The organism is Mycobacterium sp. 852002-51152_SCH6134967 (assembly GCF_001667105.1).
Classification (GTDB): domain Bacteria; phylum Actinomycetota; class Actinomycetes; order Mycobacteriales; family Mycobacteriaceae; genus Mycobacterium; species Mycobacterium neumannii_A.
The window spans coordinates 220213-237892 of sequence record NZ_LZIK01000012.1; the positions used below are offsets into that span (position 1 = coordinate 220213).

Here is a 17680-nt window from a genome sequence, read left to right on the forward strand (position 1 = left end):
TCGGTGTGGCCGCCGTGGGGTAGGTCAGCCGTCGGTCGAGCCGTCGGTCGAGCCGTTGTCGTCGTCGAGGTTCTCGAGCAGACCCTTCTTCTGTTGCTCCGCGGCGGCCCTGCGCCGTTCCTCCTCGGCGGCCGACTGCAGCGCGGTGCGCGCCCACACCGCCCTGGCCCAGTGGAACGTCACGACCGCGACCGCGATCCACGCGATGATCAGCCCGATGCCCGGTCCCGGGTAGCGGTCGGGGGCGGTTTGGCGCGACCACACCGCCAACAAACCGAGAAGCGTCGCCACCGTGGAACCCGCCAGCGCGATCCAAGCCAGCGCCCAGCGCCGGGTGAGCAGGGCGAGCATCGAGAAGCCGACGCCGAACACCAGTACCAGCCAAGCGAATACGCGTAACGGCAGGGTGATCCCCTCGCGCAGCGCCGTTTCGCCGCCGAGGAGCACATCCAGACCGCGCGCGTCGCCGGTGTGCGGCAGGATGAACGACACCAGAAGCACGAACACCCCGATGGCGATCACCAGAGCTCGTGCGCCGGGGTCGATCTCGCCCGCGACGCGCCGCTCGACGGCCTCGATGTCGCCCTTGAACTCGTCAAAACCGTTGTCGTCGGGAGCCGTCACCGTGTGCATCCCGTCGCGGTAGCGGGTGTCGTAGGCGCGCCGATGCCCGGCATGCCCAGGCCGACGCCGGTGCGCGGGCGCCGGCCTTCGGCGTGGGCGTCGCCGGCCCGGGTGCGCCGATGGGTGTGCACGGCCGAATCGGCGATCAGGTGGTGCGGAGCGGCACCGGTCACGGTCGTGGTCACGACGTCGCCGGGGCGGATGTCGAGTCGCTGCGGGTTGAAGTGCACGAGGCGACCGTCGCGGGCCCGACCCGACATCCTGGCCGTCGTGGCGTCCTTGCGGCCCTCACCGGCAGCCACCAGGACTTCGACGGTGTGGCCGACCAGAGCGCGGTTCTCCTCGAGGGAGATCCGCTCCTGAAGGTCGATCAAACGCTGATAGCGTTCGCTCACAACGGCTTTGGGAACCTGATCGGGTAACTCGGCGGCGGGGGTGCCGGGCCGCTTGGAGTACTGGAAGGTGAACGCGCTGGCGAACCGCGCCTGCTCGACGACGTCGAGCGTGGCCTGGAAGTCCTCTTCGGTCTCACCCGGAAAACCGACGATGAGGTCGGTGGTGATCGCCGCGTGCGGTATCGCGACGCGGACTCGGTCGATGATGCCGAGGTAGCGCTCGGCGCGGTAGGACCGCCGCATCGCCCGCAGGATGCGGTCGGATCCGGATTGCAGTGGCATGTGCAGCGTCGGGCACACGTTCGGTGTCTCGGCCATCGCGGCGATCACGTCGTCGGTGAACTCCGCGGGGTGCGGTGAGGTGAACCGCACCCGTTCGAGCCCGTCGATGCCACCGCAGGCGCGCAGCAACTTGGCGAACGCGCCGCGGTCCCGCGGTTCTTCGGGGTCGGCGAAGGACACGCCGTAGGCGTTGACGTTCTGGCCGAGCAGCGTGATCTCGAGCACGCCTTGTTCGACGAGGGTCCGCACCTCGGCGAGCACGTCGCCGGGCCGTCGGTCGACTTCCTTGCCGCGCAGGGCGGGCACGATGCAGAACGTGCAGGTGTTGTTGCAGCCCACCGACACCGACACCCAAGCGGCATATGCGGATTCGCGCGCGGGGGGCAGCGCCGACGGGAACTCCTGTAGCGCCTCGACGATCTCGATCTGGGCCGCGTTGTTGTGCCTGGCGCGCTCGAGCAGCGTGGGTAACGAGCCGATGTTGTGGGTGCCGAACACCACGTCGACCCAAGGCGCCCGGTCCAGCACGGCGGCCCGGTCCTTCTGCGCCAGGCAGCCGCCGACGGCGATCTGCATATCCGGGTTGGCCTGCTTGCGTGGCGCCAGGTGGCTGATGTTGCCGTAGAGCTTGTTGTCGGCGTTCTCACGGACGGCGCAGGTGTTGAACACGACGACGTCGGCGTCCTCGCCCTCGGCGGCGCGTTGGTATCCGGCGCCCTCCAGCAACCCCGAGAGTCGCTCGGAGTCGTGCACGTTCATCTGGCAGCCGTAGGTGCGGACCTGGTATGTGCGGGTTGTCGCCGGCGCATGCGAGGACTCGTCGGTCGCGTGCGGGCGAACGGCCCGCTCGGCCGCTCCCTCTCGCGTCACCATCGAAGTCACGGCCCCATCGTACGGACCGGGCGGTGCGCGGACCCGGGCGGATTGTCGAGTTCCGGGCAGGCATGCCCTTCCCTCGGTAAGGTCTGCACCCATGAAGATCAGCGAGTCGGACGGAAAAGAGGTCGATCCGACTCAGGCAAGCGTGCCCATGATCTCGATCTCGGCTGTCAACAAACACTTCGGCGACCTGCATGTGCTCAAAGACATCAACCTCGAGGTGGAGCGCGGTGAGGTGATCGTGGTGCTCGGTCCGTCGGGCTCGGGCAAGTCGACGTTGTGCCGCACCATCAATCGGCTCGAGCCCATCGACTCGGGCACCATCACGATTGACGGCGAGGTGCTGCCCGAGGAGGGGCGCAAGCTCGCCGAGTTGCGGTCCGACGTGGGTATGGTGTTCCAGTCCTTCAACCTGTTCGCCCACAAGACAATCCTCGAGAACGTCACGCTGGCTCCGATGAAGGTGCGCAAGAAGTCCAAGAACGAGGCCCGAGAGAAGGCGATGCAGCTGCTCGAGCGCGTGGGTATCGCCAACCAGGCCGACAAGTACCCCGCGCAGCTGTCCGGCGGGCAGCAGCAGCGGGTGGCGATCGCACGGTCTCTGGCGATGAACCCGAAGGTGATGCTGTTCGACGAACCGACCAGCGCGCTGGACCCCGAGATGATCAACGAAGTGCTCAACGTGATGACGTCGCTGGCAAAAGACGGGATGACGATGTTGGTCGTGACGCACGAAATGGGTTTCGCCCGCGGCGCGGCCAACCGGGTGGTGTTCATGGCCGACGGCGCGATCGTCGAAGCGGCCGAACCCCAGCAGTTCTTCACCAACCCGCAAAGCGACCGTGCCAAGGACTTTCTCGGCAAGATCCTTCACCACTAGTCGAAAGGAATCTCCAATGCCTCTGAAATTCGAGCGCGTTTCCAAGCGCGTTCTGGGAGCGCTCGCGCTCGCCGTCGCGCTGCCTCTGTCTGTGACCGCATGCGGCGGGGGCGACGAGGACACGATCGTCATCGGCACCAAGTTCGACCAGCCCGGGCTGGGACTGAAGAATCCCGACGGCACCATGAGCGGCTTCGACGTCGACGTGGCCAAGTACGTCGCCCAACAACTCGGTTATCCCGAGGACAAGATCGAGTGGAAGGAAGCCCCCTCGGGTCAGCGCGAGACGCTGATCCAGAACGGTCAGGTGAAGTACATCGTCGCGACGTACTCGATCACCGACGCACGCCAGCAGAAGGTCGACTTCGCCGGGCCGTATCTGATCACGGGGCAGAGCCTGCTGGTGCGCGCCGACAACACCGACATCACCGGTGAGGCGTCGCTGGAGAACAACAAGAAGCTGTGTTCGGTGTCGGGTTCGACACCGGCGCAACGCATCAAAGACAAGTACTCCGGTGTACAGCTGCAGCAGTACGACACATACTCGGCGTGCGTCGAGGCGTTGAAGAACGGCGCGATCGATGCGGTGACGACAGACGAGGTGATCCTGGCGGGCTATGCGGCCCAAAGCCCGGGCGCGTTCAAGGTCGTCGGCGGCACCTTCTCCGAGGAGCGGTACGGGATCGGTTTGAAGAAGGGCGATTCCGAGCTGCTGACGCAGATCAACGACGCGCTGGCCAAGATGGAGCAGGACGGCGCCTGGAAGAAGGCCTGGGACAACAACCTCGGGGCCGCGGGCATCCCCGCGCCGAAGCCGCCGCAGATCAACCAGAGCTGACGGACCTCCCCCGCGCTAGGAGGTCATGTGGAGGTTCTCCCCGGTTACACCGTCGGCCAGATCGTCGAGGCGTTCTGGACGACGATCCAGCTGACGGTCTACTCGGGCATCGGTGCGCTGGTGCTCGGTACGGTGCTGGCCGCGATGCGGCTGGCACCGGTGCCGGTGCTTCGCTGGCTCGGGACGTCATACGTCAACGTGGTGCGCAATACGCCGTTGACGCTGATCATCCTGTTCTGTTCGTTCGGGTTGGCGGGGACCATGGGGATCACGCTGGTCGACCCGAACTCGCCAACGTCCATCGAGGACAGCAACTTTCGTCTGGCAGTGCTCGGCCTGGCGTTGTACACCGCGGCGTTCGTATGTGAGACGGTGCGCTCCGGGGTGAACACCGTGCCGCTGGGCCAGGCCGAGGCGGCCCGGTCGCTGGGGTTGACGTTCGGACAGAATTTGCGACTCATCCTGATGCCACAGGCTTTTCGAGCCGTGATCATTCCGCTCGGGTCGGTGTTGATCGCCTTGACCAAGAACACCACGATCGCCTCGGCGATCGGCGTGGCCGAAGCCGCGCTGCTGATGAAGGAGATGATCGAGAACACCGCGGCGATCCTCACCATCGGAACGATTTTCGCTGCCGGCTTCGTCGTCCTCACACTGCCGACCGGGCTGTTCTTCGGTTGGCTCGGCAAACGGATGGCGGTCAACAGATGAGTACCGCTTCTGTCCTCTTCGACGCGCCGGGACCGCGGGCGCGCGTCCGTAACTGGGTGGTGTCGGCGATCGTCATCGTGGTCACCGCGCTCGTCCTGGTCGCGGTCCTCGTGCAGATGGCGGCCAAAGATCAGCTCACGGCGGCCAAATGGGAGCCGTTCCTGACGGCCGATCTGTGGCGGACGTACGTTCTGCCCGGCGTGCAAGGCACGTTGACAGCCGCCGGGGTTTCGATCGTGCTGGCGCTGATCCTCGGTCTGCTGCTCGGCGTGGGTCGACTCTCGACGCATGGCCTGCTGCGCTGGCCGTGCGCGGTGATCGTCGAATTCTTCCGTGCCGTGCCGGTTCTGATCATGATGCTGTTCGCGTTCGCGTTGTACGCGGCCTACGACATGTTTCCGTCCAAGTATCTGGCGCTGGCAGCGGTCATCACCGGGCTGACGCTCTACAACGGCGCTGTCATCGCCGAGATTGTGCGGGCCGGAGTCCACGCCCTGCCCCGCGGACAGTCCGAAGCGGCCTACGCCCTCGGCATGACCTGGGGCCAGACGATGCGCTCGATCCTTCTGCCGCAGGCGATCACGTCGATGCTGCCGGTGTTGATCTCGCAGCTCGTCGTGGTCCTCAAGGACACCGCGATCGGCTACATCATCACCTTCCTCGAACTCGTGCGCCAGGGCGTGCAGATGGGTACCGCATACGGCAATCTGCTGCCCGCGCTGATCGTGGTCGCGTTGCTGATCATCACCGTGAACTTCACCCTGTCTTGGGTGGCGACCCGGGTGGAGGCGCGGATGCGACGTTCGCGTCGCGGCCCCACGCCGCTCGAGACCGAAGCCGTCGAACAGGAAGGCGCACCGGGCGCAAAAGCCGTGTGATCAGGCCAGTTCGGCGCATCTGGCCAGCAATTCATCGTCGGGCGGCTGATAGAAGGACAACACGACGTGCGGGCAGCCGAGTCGGTCGTACTCGGTCAGCGAGTCCAGCTGGGCGTCGACCTGATCGGGTCGGTCCGGATACAGGAACAACTGCACGCCCCGTCGGATCGACGATGGGTCACGGCTTTCCGCCGCGCACGCGTCGTCGAGCCCGCTGCTGGCCGCCGCCCACTCCTGGGGCGAGGTACTCGGCATATTCCATTCGTCGGCGTGCTTTGCCGCGACACGCAACATCTTCGGCTGTGACGCGCCGACCACGATCGGTGGATGCGGACGCTGGAGCGGTTTGGGGTCGCAGCGCGCCTGCTGCAGCGTGAAGAAGCGGCCGGTGAAGTCGACGGCCTCTTCGGTCCAGAGCCTGCGGATCACCGTGAGCGCCTCATCGACCATCGCGACCCGCTGTCCCGGCGGTGGGAAGTCGATGCCGAAGCCGCGGTGCTCACCCTCGTGCCAGCCGGCCCCGAGCCCGAAATCCAGTCGCCCACCGGAGATGTGGTCGACGGTGACGGCCATCTTTGCCAGCACCGCGGGGTTGCGGTACGTGACACCGGTGACCAGGCAGCCCACCCGGGCGCGGCGCACGACGACGGCCATCGCGGCCAGACTCGTCCAGCCCTCGTGGGTCGGTGCCGCATGATCGACCAGACCGTAGAAATGGTCGTAGTTCCACACCGCCGGGAAACCGAGATCGTCGGCCGCCCGCCAGAACCGCTCGAGGACCGGATAGTCGAAGGTCGGAGCCAGCTTGACGGATACCTGCATGCAATGTGCCTACGCGGTCGGCCATTTCATTGCAACCGGCCACGCTGTGCACCGACGCCTCGAGCCCTCGCTCTGACTTTCCGGTGCTAGACCTGACGGCGCTCGCGTTCGTTGGCCAACGCGATCTTCACGACATCGAACGCCATCGTCTGGCTGTATCCGCGGCGGGCGAGCATCCCGACCAGGCGGCGCGCCAGCTTGGCATCGTCACCGTCGGCCAACTTCTCGCGGCGCAGCTTGTCGGCCACCAGACGTTCGGCGCGGTTGCGTTCAGCCGCAGGGTCGTCCTCGGCCAGCACGGCATCGATGACGTCGTTGTCGACGCCCTTGGTCCGTAACTCCGCGATCAACGCCCGTCGCCCCTTGCCTGCGTTCGCTCGCCGGGATCGGACCCATTGTTCGGCGAAGTCGGCGTCATCGACCAGGCCGACTTGTTCGAGCCGGTCGAGCACCTTGTCGCTGACGTCCTCGGGATAGCCGCGCTTGGCCAGATGGCCGGCCAGTTCGGCGCGGGTACGCGCTCGCGCAGTGAGCAGGCGCAGACACACGTTCCGCGCCTGCTCCTCGCGCGAGGCCTCAGAAGTCGACCGGGGCGGGCAGGACTTCGTCATCGGTCACCACTGCGCCAATGCCGAGCTTCTCTTTGATCTTCTTCTCGATCTCGTTGGCCACCTCGACGTTCTCGAGCAGGAAGCTGCGAGCGTTTTCCTTGCCCTGGCCCAACTGCTCACCTTCGTAGGTGAACCACGAGCCGGACTTGCGGATGAAGCCCTGCTCGACACCCATGTCGATGAGCGAGCCTTCCTTGCTGATGCCCTTGCCGTAGAGGATGTCGAACTCGGCCTGCTTGAACGGCGGCGAAACCTTGTTCTTGACGACCTTGACCCGGGTGCGGTTACCGACCGCGTCGGTGCCGTCCTTGAGGGTCTCGATCCGCCTGACATCCATCCGGACCGAGGCGTAGAACTTCAAAGCCTTTCCGCCCGTTGTTGTCTCAGGTGAGTTGTGCACCATGACGCCGTCGGCGAAGTAGTTGTGGGATCCTTCGACCTCGATGTCATAGCGGCTCATAATCGGATAGTCCGTCTTCGACTCGATTTCCATGACGCATGCCGGCATCAACTGCATCGTCGGATCTACAAACTGTGGTTCGACTTTGAATTGTCCACGGAAGCGCGGAAGCAGCTTGTATGCCAACGAGGGATGCACGAACGGTGCGACTAGCTCCTGGAACATCACGGTAGCCTGCGCAGAGAAGACCAGCACTGCCTTTCCAGCCGTACCAGCGTTCCGCAGTCGCACATCGAGTCCGTGAGTGTCCCGCAGATAATCACGAAGTCGCTCTTGCGAGCCCTTGCTCATCGCTTCCACGCAGATTTCGATTCGACCGCTACCGCCCTGTGTACGTTGCTGCAACCCCTTGGAACGCAAGGTAAATGAGCCGTCGTCCATGTACCAAACCGCGAGAGCTAGCGGCGTAAGGGCCTTAAGATATTCCTCCGACAGGAATTTCTTGCCATCGCCGAGGTACACCGCTGAGCGCAACTCGTGGAGCTCAGCAAGGGGCGTGAAGTCGGCAAATACTGTCCCCTTCTCATTGGTCGACCGGCAATGCGGAATGTTCTCAAGCAGAGAAACCTTCCAGTCGAGGTACTCCGCTTGCCTCGCACCGTGTCCCATACGGAATCGAGCCGACTCAGATCCACGCCGTACTGGCGATGCTAAACATCCATCACCCATTAAGGAGCCGAGGATGACTTCCCACTGTTGATCACTGAGCAAGCTCGGTTGCGCCAACATCACACGGTCACCCACACAGATGTCTTCGGCCTCGCGCCAGCCGCCTGGGGTGCGAATGAGGTGATTGCGAGTCATTGCCAAACTTGCGTGACCGCGTCCTGTCCCGCCTCCCGCTCTATCGACCTTGAAGTGCAGGAACTCTTCGGTCTTCCCATTGTTGAACCAATTGGTCACTTTGCGAGGCACGATCTGCCCGGATTCGAAGTCGTAGGACAGTACCTCGACATCCATCTTCTGGTTCACGATCTTGCCGAGCTTCTCCGTCGAGCCGTCGGCCAGCGTGACATTGGTGTACCAGGATCCGCACCCGAACATCACACCGATCTTTTCGCGAAGCTGGTTGATGAAGATCGCGGTGGTGCCCGAATTACTCAGTGCGCCGGTCATCTTGCGCAACGCCTGGCTCATCAGCCGGGCCTGCAGACCGACGTGGCTGTCACCCATCTCGCCCTCGATCTCCGCGCGCGGCACCAGTGCGGCCACCGAGTCGATGACCAGGATGTCCAGCGCGCCGGAGCGGATCAGCATGTCGGCGATCTCCAGCGCCTGCTCACCGGTGTCGGGCTGGCTGACCAGCAACGCGTCGGTGTCCACCCCGAGCTTCTTGGCGTACTCGGGGTCCAGCGCGTGCTCGGCGTCGATGAACGCCGCGATTCCGCCGGCGGCCTGCGCGTTGGCGACCGCGTGCAGCGCCACGGTGGTCTTACCCGAGGACTCAGGACCGTAGATCTCGACGACCCGGCCGCGCGGCAGGCCGCCGATGCCGAGCGCCACGTCCAGGGCGATCGAACCGGTCGGGATGACCGAGATCGGCTGGCGGACCTCTTCGCCGAGCCGCATCACCGAGCCCTTGCCGAAGTTCTTGTCGATCTGTGCGAGGGCCAGCTCGAGGGCTTTCTCGCGGTCGGGTGCCTGCGCCATGGTGGTCTCCGTCCTTCGGATGTCTAGCTGTTCGGTGATCGGTTTCGATCAGTTGGCCGTGACGCTAGAGGCAGCCACCGACAAGTCGGGACAGGTCGGCCTGACCAGCAGCATCTAGCCGTCGAACACCGCCCACAGTAGACGAACACCTGTTCGACTCTAGGGAGACACGCCGTGCCGTCGGCACCGAGTGTCCAATGGTTCTCCCGTCCACTCCCCGCCGCCCGCCGCGCGGCCTATGGTGAAGACATCCCGGCCGAAACGGGGTCCGCGTGCACGAGATGGCGATAACGCAAAGTGTGGTCGATGCGGTGTGCGAGCACGCCGCGGGACGCCGGGTGCACTGCGTCAAGCTGGAGGTCGGCGCGCTGTGCGCCGTGGTACCCGACTCGATGCGCTTCTGCTTCGAACTCGCCACCGCGGGCACAGTCGCCGACGGCGCGCGCCTGGATCTCGATGTGCAACCCGGCGCCGCGCGCTGCCACACCTGCGGGCAGAGCTTCGAACTGCCCGATCTGATCCTCTTGTGCCCCTGCGGCAGTGCGGATGTCGAGGTGACCGCCGGGCGGGACCTGAAGATTCTCTCGATGGAAGTGAGTTGAGCATGTGCGCAACCTGCGGCTGCGGCGACCACGGCGCGACCGTCACCATGCCGGGACACGACCACCCCCACGAAAGCGACCAACACCACGGGCACGACCATCACCACGGGCCTGGCCACACCCACGATCATCCCCACACCGAGACCGTCACGCTCGAGCAGAGGGTGCTCGCCAAGAACGACGAGCTGGCCGATCGCAACCGCGCCTGGCTGGCCGCGCATGACATCGTGGCATTCAATCTGACCAGCTCCCCGGGAGCCGGCAAGACCACGCTGCTCGAGCGTACGATCCGCGAGCTCAAGCCGGATCGCCCGGTGGCGGTCATCGAGGGCGATCAGGAGACGCTGCTGGACGCCGAGCGCATCAAGGCCACCGGAGCGCGCGCGGTACAGATCAACACCGGTGCGGGTTGCCACCTCGACGCCGAGATGGTGCATCGCGCGCTACGGGCGTTGGACCCGGAACCGGGCTCGATCCTGTTCATCGAGAACGTCGGAAACCTCGTCTGCCCCGCGATGTTCGATCTGGGCGAGCAAAGCAAGGTCGTCGTCATCTCGGTGACGGAGGGCGACGACAAACCGTTGAAGTATCCGCACATGTTCGCGGCGGCCCGACTCGTGATCGTCAACAAAATCGACTTGCTGCCGTACGTCGCCTTTGATCTTGAAAAGTGTTGCAGCTACGTGCGATCGCTGAACCGCGAGGCGCAGATTCTCCCAATGTCGGCGGTCACGGGCGATGGTAGCTCGCAGTGGTACGACTGGATCGCCGATTGCGCAAAGTCGGCTACTTCGTCCGCACCCGTTGACAAGCCATAGCCCCCGGAGTAAACCCAAGTTCAGCGTCGGAAATCGGCGCCACGACACCACGTGATGTGGGAGCCCCAGCCCGGCTCCCGGTCGTGAGGGCCCCAGCCCGGCCCCCAGGAAGCTGTGACCTATGCCAACGGAGGCAGCAGTCAAAGCAGAAGAGGCCTTGATCCACGTTCTGTGGATCAATGCCGGTTTGAGTTGTGACGGCGATTCGGTGGCGTTGACTGCCGCCACCCAGCCCAGCATCGAGGAGATCGCCCTTGGCGCGCTCCCCGGGCTGCCGAAAATCGCCGTCCATTGGCCCCTGATCGATTTCGAATGCGGACCGAACGGGGGCGCCGACGATTTTCTCGAGTGGTTCTTCAAGGCCGACCGAGGAGAGTTGGAGCCGTTCGTTCTGGTTGTCGAGGGGTCGATCCCGAACGAGAAGATCAAAGCCGAAGGCTACTGGTGCGGTTTCGGCAACGACCCCGCGACCGGCCAACCGATGACGACGAGCGAATGGCTGGATCGGCTGGCGCCCAAAGCCACTGCCATCGTCGCGGTCGGGACCTGTGCCACCTACGGCGGCATCCATGCGATGGCCGGCAATCCGACCGGCGCCATGGGCGTGCCCGACTACCTCGGTTGGGAGTGGAAGAGCAAGGCAGGCATTCCGATCGTCTGCGTCCCCGGATGTCCGATCCAGCCCGACAACCTCGCCGAAACCTTGACCTACCTGTTGTACATGGCCACGGATCAGGCTCCGATGATCCCCCTTGACGACGCGTTACGCCCGCAGTGGCTGTTCGGCGCCACCGTGCACGAGGGATGTGACCGGGCCGGCTATTACGAACAAGGCGATTTCGCAACCGAGTACGGTTCGCCGAAATGCATTGTCAAGTTGGGCTGTTGGGGTCCGGTCGTCAAGTGCAACGTGCCGAAGCGCGGCTGGATCAACGGTATCGGCGGTTGCCCGAACGTGGGTGGCATATGCATCGGCTGCACCATGCCGGGATTCCCGGACAAGTTCATGCCGTTCATGGACGAACCACCCGGCGGCAAAGTGTCCACCGCGGCGTCAGGTCTGTACGGATCGGTGATCCGCAGCCTGCGCAATGTCACGGGCCGCACCGTCGACAAAGAACCCAAGTGGCGCCATCCCGGCACGCAACTCACGACCGGAGCGACCCGCACCTGGTAGGTGTGGTTCGTCCCGGGGCGCGCAGGCGTGCTTTCGGGTATCGAAACGGCCTGTGACGCTTCTCAGCAGAAGAAAGAGAAGAGTTCGATGACAACCATCATCCCCGAGCCGTCACACGTGAAGCGCGATCCGGGCCAACTCGTGGAGATGGCGTGGGACCCCATCACCCGGATTGTCGGCAGCCTCGGCATCTACACCAAGGTCGACTTCGACAACCGCGAGGTCGTGGAGTGTCACAGCACCTCGTCGATCTTCCGCGGCTATTCGATCTTCATGAAGGGCAAGGACCCGCGCGACGCCCACTTCATCACGAGCCGCATCTGCGGCATCTGCGGCGACAACCACGCGACGTGCTCGTGCTACTGCCAGAACATGGCCTACGGCGTCAAACCGCCGCATCTCGGCGAATGGCTGATCAACCTCGGCGAGGCCGCCGAGTACATGTTCGACCACAACATCTTCCAGGAGAACCTGGTCGGTGTGGATTATTGCGAGAAGATGGTCGCCGAGACCAATCCCAGCGTGCTGGCCAAGGCCGAGAACACCCAGGCGCCGCACGCCGACATGCACGGCCACCGCACGATCGCCGACATCATGCGCTCGCTCAACCCATTCACCGGTGAGTTCTACCGGGAGGCGTTGCAGGTCAGTCGTTGGACGCGAGAGATGTTCTGCCTGATGGAAGGTCGGCACGTTCATCCGTCGACGCTTTACCCCGGTGGCATCGGCACCACCGCGACGGTCCAGTTGATGACCGACTACATGACGAGGCTGATGCGCTACGTCGAGTTCATGAAGAAGGTCGTGCCGATGCACGACGATCTCTTCGACTTCTTCTATGAGGCCCTCCCCGGCTACGACCAGGTGGGCCTGCGGCGCACGCTGCTCGGCTGCTGGGGATCATTCCAGGATCCCGAGGTGTGCAACTTCGAGTACAAGGACATGGAGCGCTGGGGCGACGCCATGTTCGTCACACCCGGAATCGTGATCGACGGCAAGCTGCACACCCACTCGCTTGTCGACATCAACCTTGGTATCCGAATCCTGTTGGGCCACTCGTACTATGACGACTGGACCGATCAGGAGATGTTCGTCAAGACCGATCCGCTGGGCAATCCCATCGACCGACGGCACCCCTGGAACCAGCACACCAACCCGCGACCACAGAAGCGCGACTTCGACGGTAACTACAGCTGGGTGATGGCTCCGCGCTGGTTCGACGGCACGGACCACCTGGCGCTGGACACCGGCGGCGGGCCGTTGGCACGGCTGTGGTCCACCGCGCTCGCCGGGCTGGTCGACATCGGCTATGTCAAGGCGACCGGCCAAAGTGTGCAGATCAACCTGCCCAAGACCGCCTTGAAGGGCCCGGTCGAGCTCGAGTGGAAGATCCCGCAATACGGCAGCAACACACTCGAGCGCAATCGCGCCCGAACGTACTTCCAGGCCTATGCGGCCGCCTGCGCGCTGCACTTCGCGGAGAAGGCGTTGACGGAGATCCGCGCCGGCCGCACCAAGACCTGGGAGAAATTCGACGTACCCGACGAGGGCATCGGATGCGGGTTCACCGAGGCGGTACGTGGAGTCCTGAGTCACCACATGGTGATTCGCGACGGCAAGATCGCCAACTATCACCCGTATCCACCGACACCGTGGAATGCGAATCCCCGCGACAGCTACGGCACACCGGGACCCTACGAGGACGCGGTCCAGGGCCAGCCGATCTTCGAGGAGAACGACAGGGAGCACTTCAAGGGCATCGACATCATGCGCACCGTTCGAAGTTTCGACCCGTGCCTGCCATGCGGCGTGCACATGTACCTGGGTAAGGGGAAGACCTTGGAGCTGCTGCACTCCCCCACCCAGTCCGTCACCGGGGAATAGGGAATGGCCCCGCCGATCGAGAACGACGCGCAATGGCGTACGGCGGGTGACCGGATACAGGCCCTGCTCGATGCGTCGGCCGCAGGCGGCCCCGCCGCACACGAGCGGGCGGTCCAACTCCTCGGTGAGGTCACCGATCTCTACGGCGCCGCACTCGAGCGGATGCTGCGGATCGCGGTGAGCGCCGACGCCCGGACCGCGGAGCGGCTGGCCCGCGACGATCTCGTCGCCAGCCTGCTGCTGGTGCACGGTTTGCATCCGCATGACGTCCACCGCCGCGTCGAGAACGCGTTGGACAGGGTACGGCCCTACCTCGGCTCACACGGCGGCGATGTCACGCTCCTCGGAATCGACGACGACTCACACGGATTCACGGTCCGCCTGCAGTTCGCCGGCAGCTGCAAGAGCTGCCCCTCGTCGGCGGTCACCCTGGAGTTGACCGTTGAGGACGCCATCCGGGCGGCGGCCCCCGAGGTAACCGCGATCGAGGTGGTGCAGCCCGACTCCGGTGCCACCGTGATACCACCGGCGACGCTGTTCAGCCGTGTCCAGCAACGTGCACCGGCGCAGGCCACGTGGTACCCCGTGCCCGAATTCGCCGACCTGGCGCCCGGTGAGGTCGGCGGGTTCACCGTTGCGGGAACCACCGTGTTGGCATGCCGGATCGACGATGAGGTGTTCGCCTATCGCGACCGCTGCGGCGCCTGCCACAAATCGCTGGCCGGCGCCGCGCTGCACCGCCGCATCGGGTCACCCGCGGGTGACGCGGTGCTGCGCTGCCCGCGCTGCCATGCCCATTTCGATGTCGTGCACGCCGGAGCCTGCGTCGACGAACACGCTGACCCGTTCGCTCACCTGCAACCCGTCCCGCTGCTGGCGCGCGACGGCGTGCTGTCGATCGCGATGGCCGAACCGACCGCGGCGGGTGTGGCATGAGCAGCGCCTACGACGTGCTCGCGAAGATCCGGGCCAGCCGCGGTGCTCCCAAGCCCGCGGGTGAGCGCTGTGAGATGTGCGCCGAGCAGATCCCTGGCGAGCACCAGCATGTCGTCAATGTCGAGGCGCGGCAGCTGATGTGCGTATGCCGCGGCTGTTATCTGCTCTTCACCGACGTCAGCGCGGAGCTCCGCTACCGCGCCGTGCCCGACCGCTGGTTGGCCTTTCCCGACTTCGGGCTCGGACGCCGCGAGTGGCTGCTCCTCCAGATCCCGGTCGGGCTGGCCTTCTTCTTCCGCAACTCGACGTTGAACCGCGTGGTGGCCTTCTACCCCGGCCCGGCGGGCGCGACCGAATCCGAACTGGACCTGTCCGTGTGGGACGAAGTCCGCGCGGCGGACCGGCGAGTCGACCTGCTCGCCGACGACACCGAGGCGCTGCTGGTCCGGGTACCGGATGACGAAAACCGCGGCCCAGCATGCTTTTTAGTGCCTATTGACGCCTGCTACGAGCTTGTCGGCACGCTCCGTCGGCTGTGGCGCGGATTCGACGGCGGCCAGCAGGTCCGAGACTACGTGAACGGCTTCTTCGAACAGGTTCGTGCCCGAGCCAAGGTGGTGGCGCCGTGCCAGAGCTGACCTTCGCAGTGCTCGACATCTGCGCCGAACCGTACGCGGTGGCACCGGTGCTAACTGCCCGGATCGGTATCGCCGCCGACGGTGACGAAACCGTGCACGCCATCGCGCTGCGGTGCCAAGTCCGCATCGAGCCGCTGCGCCGGGGTTACACCGATCGTGAGGCGCTCGGGCTGCTCGACCTGTTCGGGCCACGGGAACGCTGGGACACCACACAACACAACTTCCTCTGGCAGCACACCAGCACCATGGTGCCGGGGTTCACCGGCACCACACAGGTCGAACTGCCGCTCGAGTGCACCTATGACCTCGAGGTGACCGCGACCAAGTACTTCCGCGCCGTGCGCGACGGTGCCATCCCACTACAGTTCCTCTTCAGCGGAACGGTTTTTACCCGCGGTGAAAAGAACTTCAGCGTTCAGCAGGTCCCCTGGGATCGCGAGGACCACTACGACCTGCCCGTGTCGACGTGGCACGACCTGATGCGCCTGCACTTTCCCAACACCGGTTGGTTGCGGCTGAGTCACGACACCATCGACGCGCTGTCCGAGTTCAAATCAGCCCGCGGCCTCCTGAACTACGACGACGCGATCGTCTCGCTACTGGCCGCTCACACCGCAGAGGAGATTCGATGACCGCAGACTGGGATCACGCCCGGGCCGTCGCGGACGCGGTGCTCTACGAGGGGTACCTGCTGTATCCCTACCGAGCGAGCTCGAGCAAGAACCAGTCCCGTTGGCAGTTCGGCGTTCTGGGACCGAACGGCGCCGCGGAGGCCGCCATCGGAGAAGACGCCTCGCTGTCCACCCAGGTGCTGCTGGACCCGCACGGCATCCCGATGGTTACCGGTGTGATCCGCTTCCTGCAATTGCAGCGCCGCAGCGTCGAACGCGACGCCGGGGGTGGATGGTTCGAACCGGTCGGTGAGCTGCGTTCGGGGACCGATGCATGGGTCAGCTGGGACGAGGCCGTCGAGTGCGAGATCCCGATCGACCCGTTCCCGGTCATGAGCCTGCCTCGGACATTGGACATCTCGGTTCCGTCGGCGAGAGAGATCGAGCCCGTCGCGGGCGGCAGGCTGGTGCGGACGCGCCGGGATCTGAGCGGCCGACTCGACGTCTCCGCCGAGCAGGACGGCGACTTGCTGCGGCTCACGTTCGATGTGCGCAACACCGCAGCACCGGCCGGCGACAAGGACGAGGCGATCGCCGTGTCACTGATCGGGACCCACCTCTTGCTGGAGGTCGCCGACGGTGAGTTCATCTCCCTGCTCGAACCGCCGGCGTGGGCCGCCGACGCCGTGGCGCGGTGTCGCCAGTACCGCTGCTTTCCGGTGCTCGCCGGCCCGGCGCCACATCGGGATCTCGTGCTCGCGTCGCCGATCATCCTCTACGACCACCCCGAGATCGCCGCGCAGAGCAAGGGTGCCCTCTACGACTCGACCGAGATAGACGAGATCCTGACATTGCGGATCATGACGATGACCGACGACGAGAAGGCGCAGGCACGCGCGACCGATCAACGTGCCGCGGCGATCATCGACCGCTGCGACTCGATGTCGCCCGAGGCGATGCTCGATCTGCACGGCGTGCTGCGGAACCCGCACGCGCCGAGCGGTGAACCGGACCTGATCCCGGAAGTCCCGGCCGGCGTCGAATGGTGGGATCCCATGGCCGATATGGCTGTGCGGCCGGATTCGGATGCCGTGCTGGTCAATGACACTCGCGTCGCCCGCGGCACCCGAGTCAGGCTGCGCCCTTCCCGGCGGGCCGACGCTCAGGACGTGTTCTACGCCGACAAGATCGCGCGGGTCACCTCGGTCCACGAGGACGTCGACGGTGAGCACCACATCGGCGTCGTCATCGAGGACGATCCCGCAGCCGACCTGCACGACTGGTACGGCCGCTACCTGTACTTCGCACCTGACGAGGTCGAACCTCTGGTTGAAGGGAGTCCGCAATGGAAGTGATTGGCTGGATCGCGGTCGGAGCCGTGGCGGTCGTGGCCGTGGCGGCGGCGTTGATCGGCATCCGCTCCGTACCGGATGCGCGGCGCTACATGAAGATGCGCCGCATGTGACCGAAAACGAGGTGTCCTTATCTCCCAACCTATCTCCCGCATCCTGGTAGCCGGGCTCGGCAACATCTTCCTCGGGGACGACGGCTTCGGCCCCGAGGTCATGCGCTGCGTGCCTGCGGGTCTCGCCGGAGCGCACGTTGTGGTGAGGGATTACGGGATCGGCGGCATGCACCTCGCCTACGACCTGCTCGACGGCTGTGACGCCCTCGTACTCGTCGACGCCATCCCCGACCGCGGGGCACCGGGCACACTCCACGTCTTCGAGGCCGATCTCGGAAACACCCCCGGGGCAACGGGTCTCGACGCGCACGCAATGGATCCCGCGGCAGTGTTCGCCAGCCTCGATGCCCTCGGCGGTACTCCGCCCTACACCGTGGTGATCGGGTGCGAGGTCGACAACGTCGACGAGGGTATCGGACTGTCGGACGCCGTCGCGGCGGCCGTACCGGAGGCGGTGCAGGTGATCGGCGAGGTGGTTGCCGGGCTGCTGGCTCGCGCCCCGGTGGCGGAGGGCTGAAC

General features: G+C 65.2%; 18 protein-coding genes. 13 read left to right on the forward strand and 5 right to left on the reverse strand.

Features of this window, described 5'->3' with window-relative positions:
* Positions 1–24: 24 nt before the first annotated feature.
* Both A5790_RS03740 and miaB read right to left on the reverse strand, forming a co-directional pair.
* Positions 25–633, reverse strand: a complete 609-nt coding sequence (locus A5790_RS03740) for a hypothetical protein (protein WP_064395272.1) — start codon at positions 631–633, stop codon at positions 25–27.
* Entirely contained in the window at positions 621–2174 is a 1554-nt protein-coding gene (gene miaB / locus A5790_RS03745) for a tRNA (N6-isopentenyl adenosine(37)-C2)-methylthiotransferase MiaB (RefSeq protein WP_066841442.1), read from the reverse strand. The genes A5790_RS03740 and miaB overlap by 13 nt, the downstream gene beginning before the upstream one ends.
* 157 nt (positions 2175–2331) lie before the next feature.
* Between miaB and A5790_RS03750 the strand changes: the two genes are divergently transcribed.
* The 4 genes from A5790_RS03750 to A5790_RS03765 are packed head-to-tail and all read left to right on the forward strand — an operon-like array spanning position 2332 to position 5487.
* Positions 2332–3060, forward strand: a complete 729-nt coding sequence (locus A5790_RS03750; protein WP_066841537.1) for an amino acid ABC transporter ATP-binding protein — start codon at positions 2332–2334, stop codon at positions 3058–3060.
* 16 nt (positions 3061–3076) lie between these two features.
* Entirely contained in the window at positions 3077–3898 is an 822-nt protein-coding gene (locus A5790_RS03755; protein WP_066841443.1) for a glutamate ABC transporter substrate-binding protein, read from the forward strand.
* 27 nt (positions 3899–3925) lie between these two features.
* The gene (locus tag A5790_RS03760; RefSeq protein WP_066841444.1) at positions 3926–4609 is read left to right on the forward strand and encodes an amino acid ABC transporter permease; all 684 of its coding nucleotides are present in this window, start codon (positions 3926–3928) and stop codon (positions 4607–4609) included.
* On the forward strand, positions 4606–5487 hold the full coding sequence (locus A5790_RS03765) for an amino acid ABC transporter permease (protein WP_066841445.1): 882 nt from the start codon (positions 4606–4608) through the stop codon (positions 5485–5487). The genes A5790_RS03760 and A5790_RS03765 overlap by 4 nt, the downstream gene beginning before the upstream one ends.
* Here the strand turns inward: A5790_RS03765 and A5790_RS03770 are convergent, their stop codons facing one another.
* The 3 genes from A5790_RS03770 to recA form a co-directional block, all read right to left on the reverse strand.
* Entirely contained in the window at positions 5488–6309 is an 822-nt protein-coding gene (locus A5790_RS03770) for a TIGR03560 family F420-dependent LLM class oxidoreductase (protein ID WP_066841446.1), read from the reverse strand.
* Between the two features lie 86 nt (positions 6310–6395).
* On the reverse strand, positions 6396–6920 hold the full coding sequence (gene recX, locus A5790_RS03775; protein ID WP_066841447.1) for a recombination regulator RecX: 525 nt from the start codon (positions 6918–6920) through the stop codon (positions 6396–6398).
* The gene (gene recA, locus A5790_RS03780; RefSeq protein WP_066841448.1) at positions 6886–9030 is read right to left on the reverse strand and encodes an intein-containing recombinase RecA; all 2145 of its coding nucleotides are present in this window, start codon (positions 9028–9030) and stop codon (positions 6886–6888) included. Before recA ends, recX begins: the two co-directional genes overlap by 35 nt.
* A gap of 272 nt (positions 9031–9302) precedes the next feature.
* On the opposite strand from recA, the gene A5790_RS03785 reads away from it, so the two are divergent.
* From A5790_RS03785 to A5790_RS03825, 9 genes are all read left to right on the forward strand, one after another.
* Positions 9303–9632 (forward strand): hydrogenase maturation nickel metallochaperone HypA, encoded by a 330-nt coding sequence (locus tag A5790_RS03785; protein ID WP_066841449.1) that lies wholly within the window; start codon positions 9303–9305, stop codon positions 9630–9632.
* A gap of 2 nt (positions 9633–9634) precedes the next feature.
* A complete protein-coding gene (hypB, locus tag A5790_RS03790) occupies positions 9635–10450 on the forward strand; it encodes a hydrogenase nickel incorporation protein HypB (RefSeq protein WP_066841450.1) in 816 nt (271 codons plus the stop codon).
* 121 nt (positions 10451–10571) lie between these two features.
* Entirely contained in the window at positions 10572–11627 is a 1056-nt protein-coding gene (locus A5790_RS03795; RefSeq protein ID WP_066841451.1) for a hydrogenase expression protein HypE, read from the forward strand.
* Between the two features lie 87 nt (positions 11628–11714).
* On the forward strand, positions 11715–13511 hold the full coding sequence (locus A5790_RS03800; RefSeq protein WP_066841538.1) for a nickel-dependent hydrogenase large subunit: 1797 nt from the start codon (positions 11715–11717) through the stop codon (positions 13509–13511).
* A 3-nt stretch (positions 13512–13514) separates the two neighbouring features.
* Positions 13515–14447: a NifU family protein gene (locus tag A5790_RS03805; protein ID WP_066841452.1), complete on the forward strand. Its 933-nt coding sequence runs from the start codon at positions 13515–13517 to the stop codon at positions 14445–14447.
* Positions 14444–15085, forward strand: a complete 642-nt coding sequence (locus A5790_RS03810) for a DUF5947 family protein (protein WP_066841453.1) — start codon at positions 14444–14446, stop codon at positions 15083–15085. Before A5790_RS03805 ends, A5790_RS03810 begins: the two co-directional genes overlap by 4 nt.
* Positions 15073–15717, forward strand: coding sequence for a DUF6084 family protein (locus A5790_RS03815; RefSeq protein WP_066841454.1), 645 nt, complete (start codon positions 15073–15075; stop codon positions 15715–15717). Before A5790_RS03810 ends, A5790_RS03815 begins: the two co-directional genes overlap by 13 nt.
* Positions 15714–17051: a hypothetical protein gene (locus A5790_RS03820; RefSeq protein WP_066841455.1), complete on the forward strand. Its 1338-nt coding sequence runs from the start codon at positions 15714–15716 to the stop codon at positions 17049–17051. Before A5790_RS03815 ends, A5790_RS03820 begins: the two co-directional genes overlap by 4 nt.
* Positions 17052–17192: 141 nt before the next feature.
* Positions 17193–17678 carry a hydrogenase maturation protease gene (locus A5790_RS03825; protein ID WP_082961557.1) on the forward strand — a complete coding sequence of 162 codons (486 nt, stop codon included), beginning with the start codon at positions 17193–17195 and terminating at the stop codon, positions 17676–17678.
* Positions 17679–17680 lie beyond the last annotated feature (2 nt).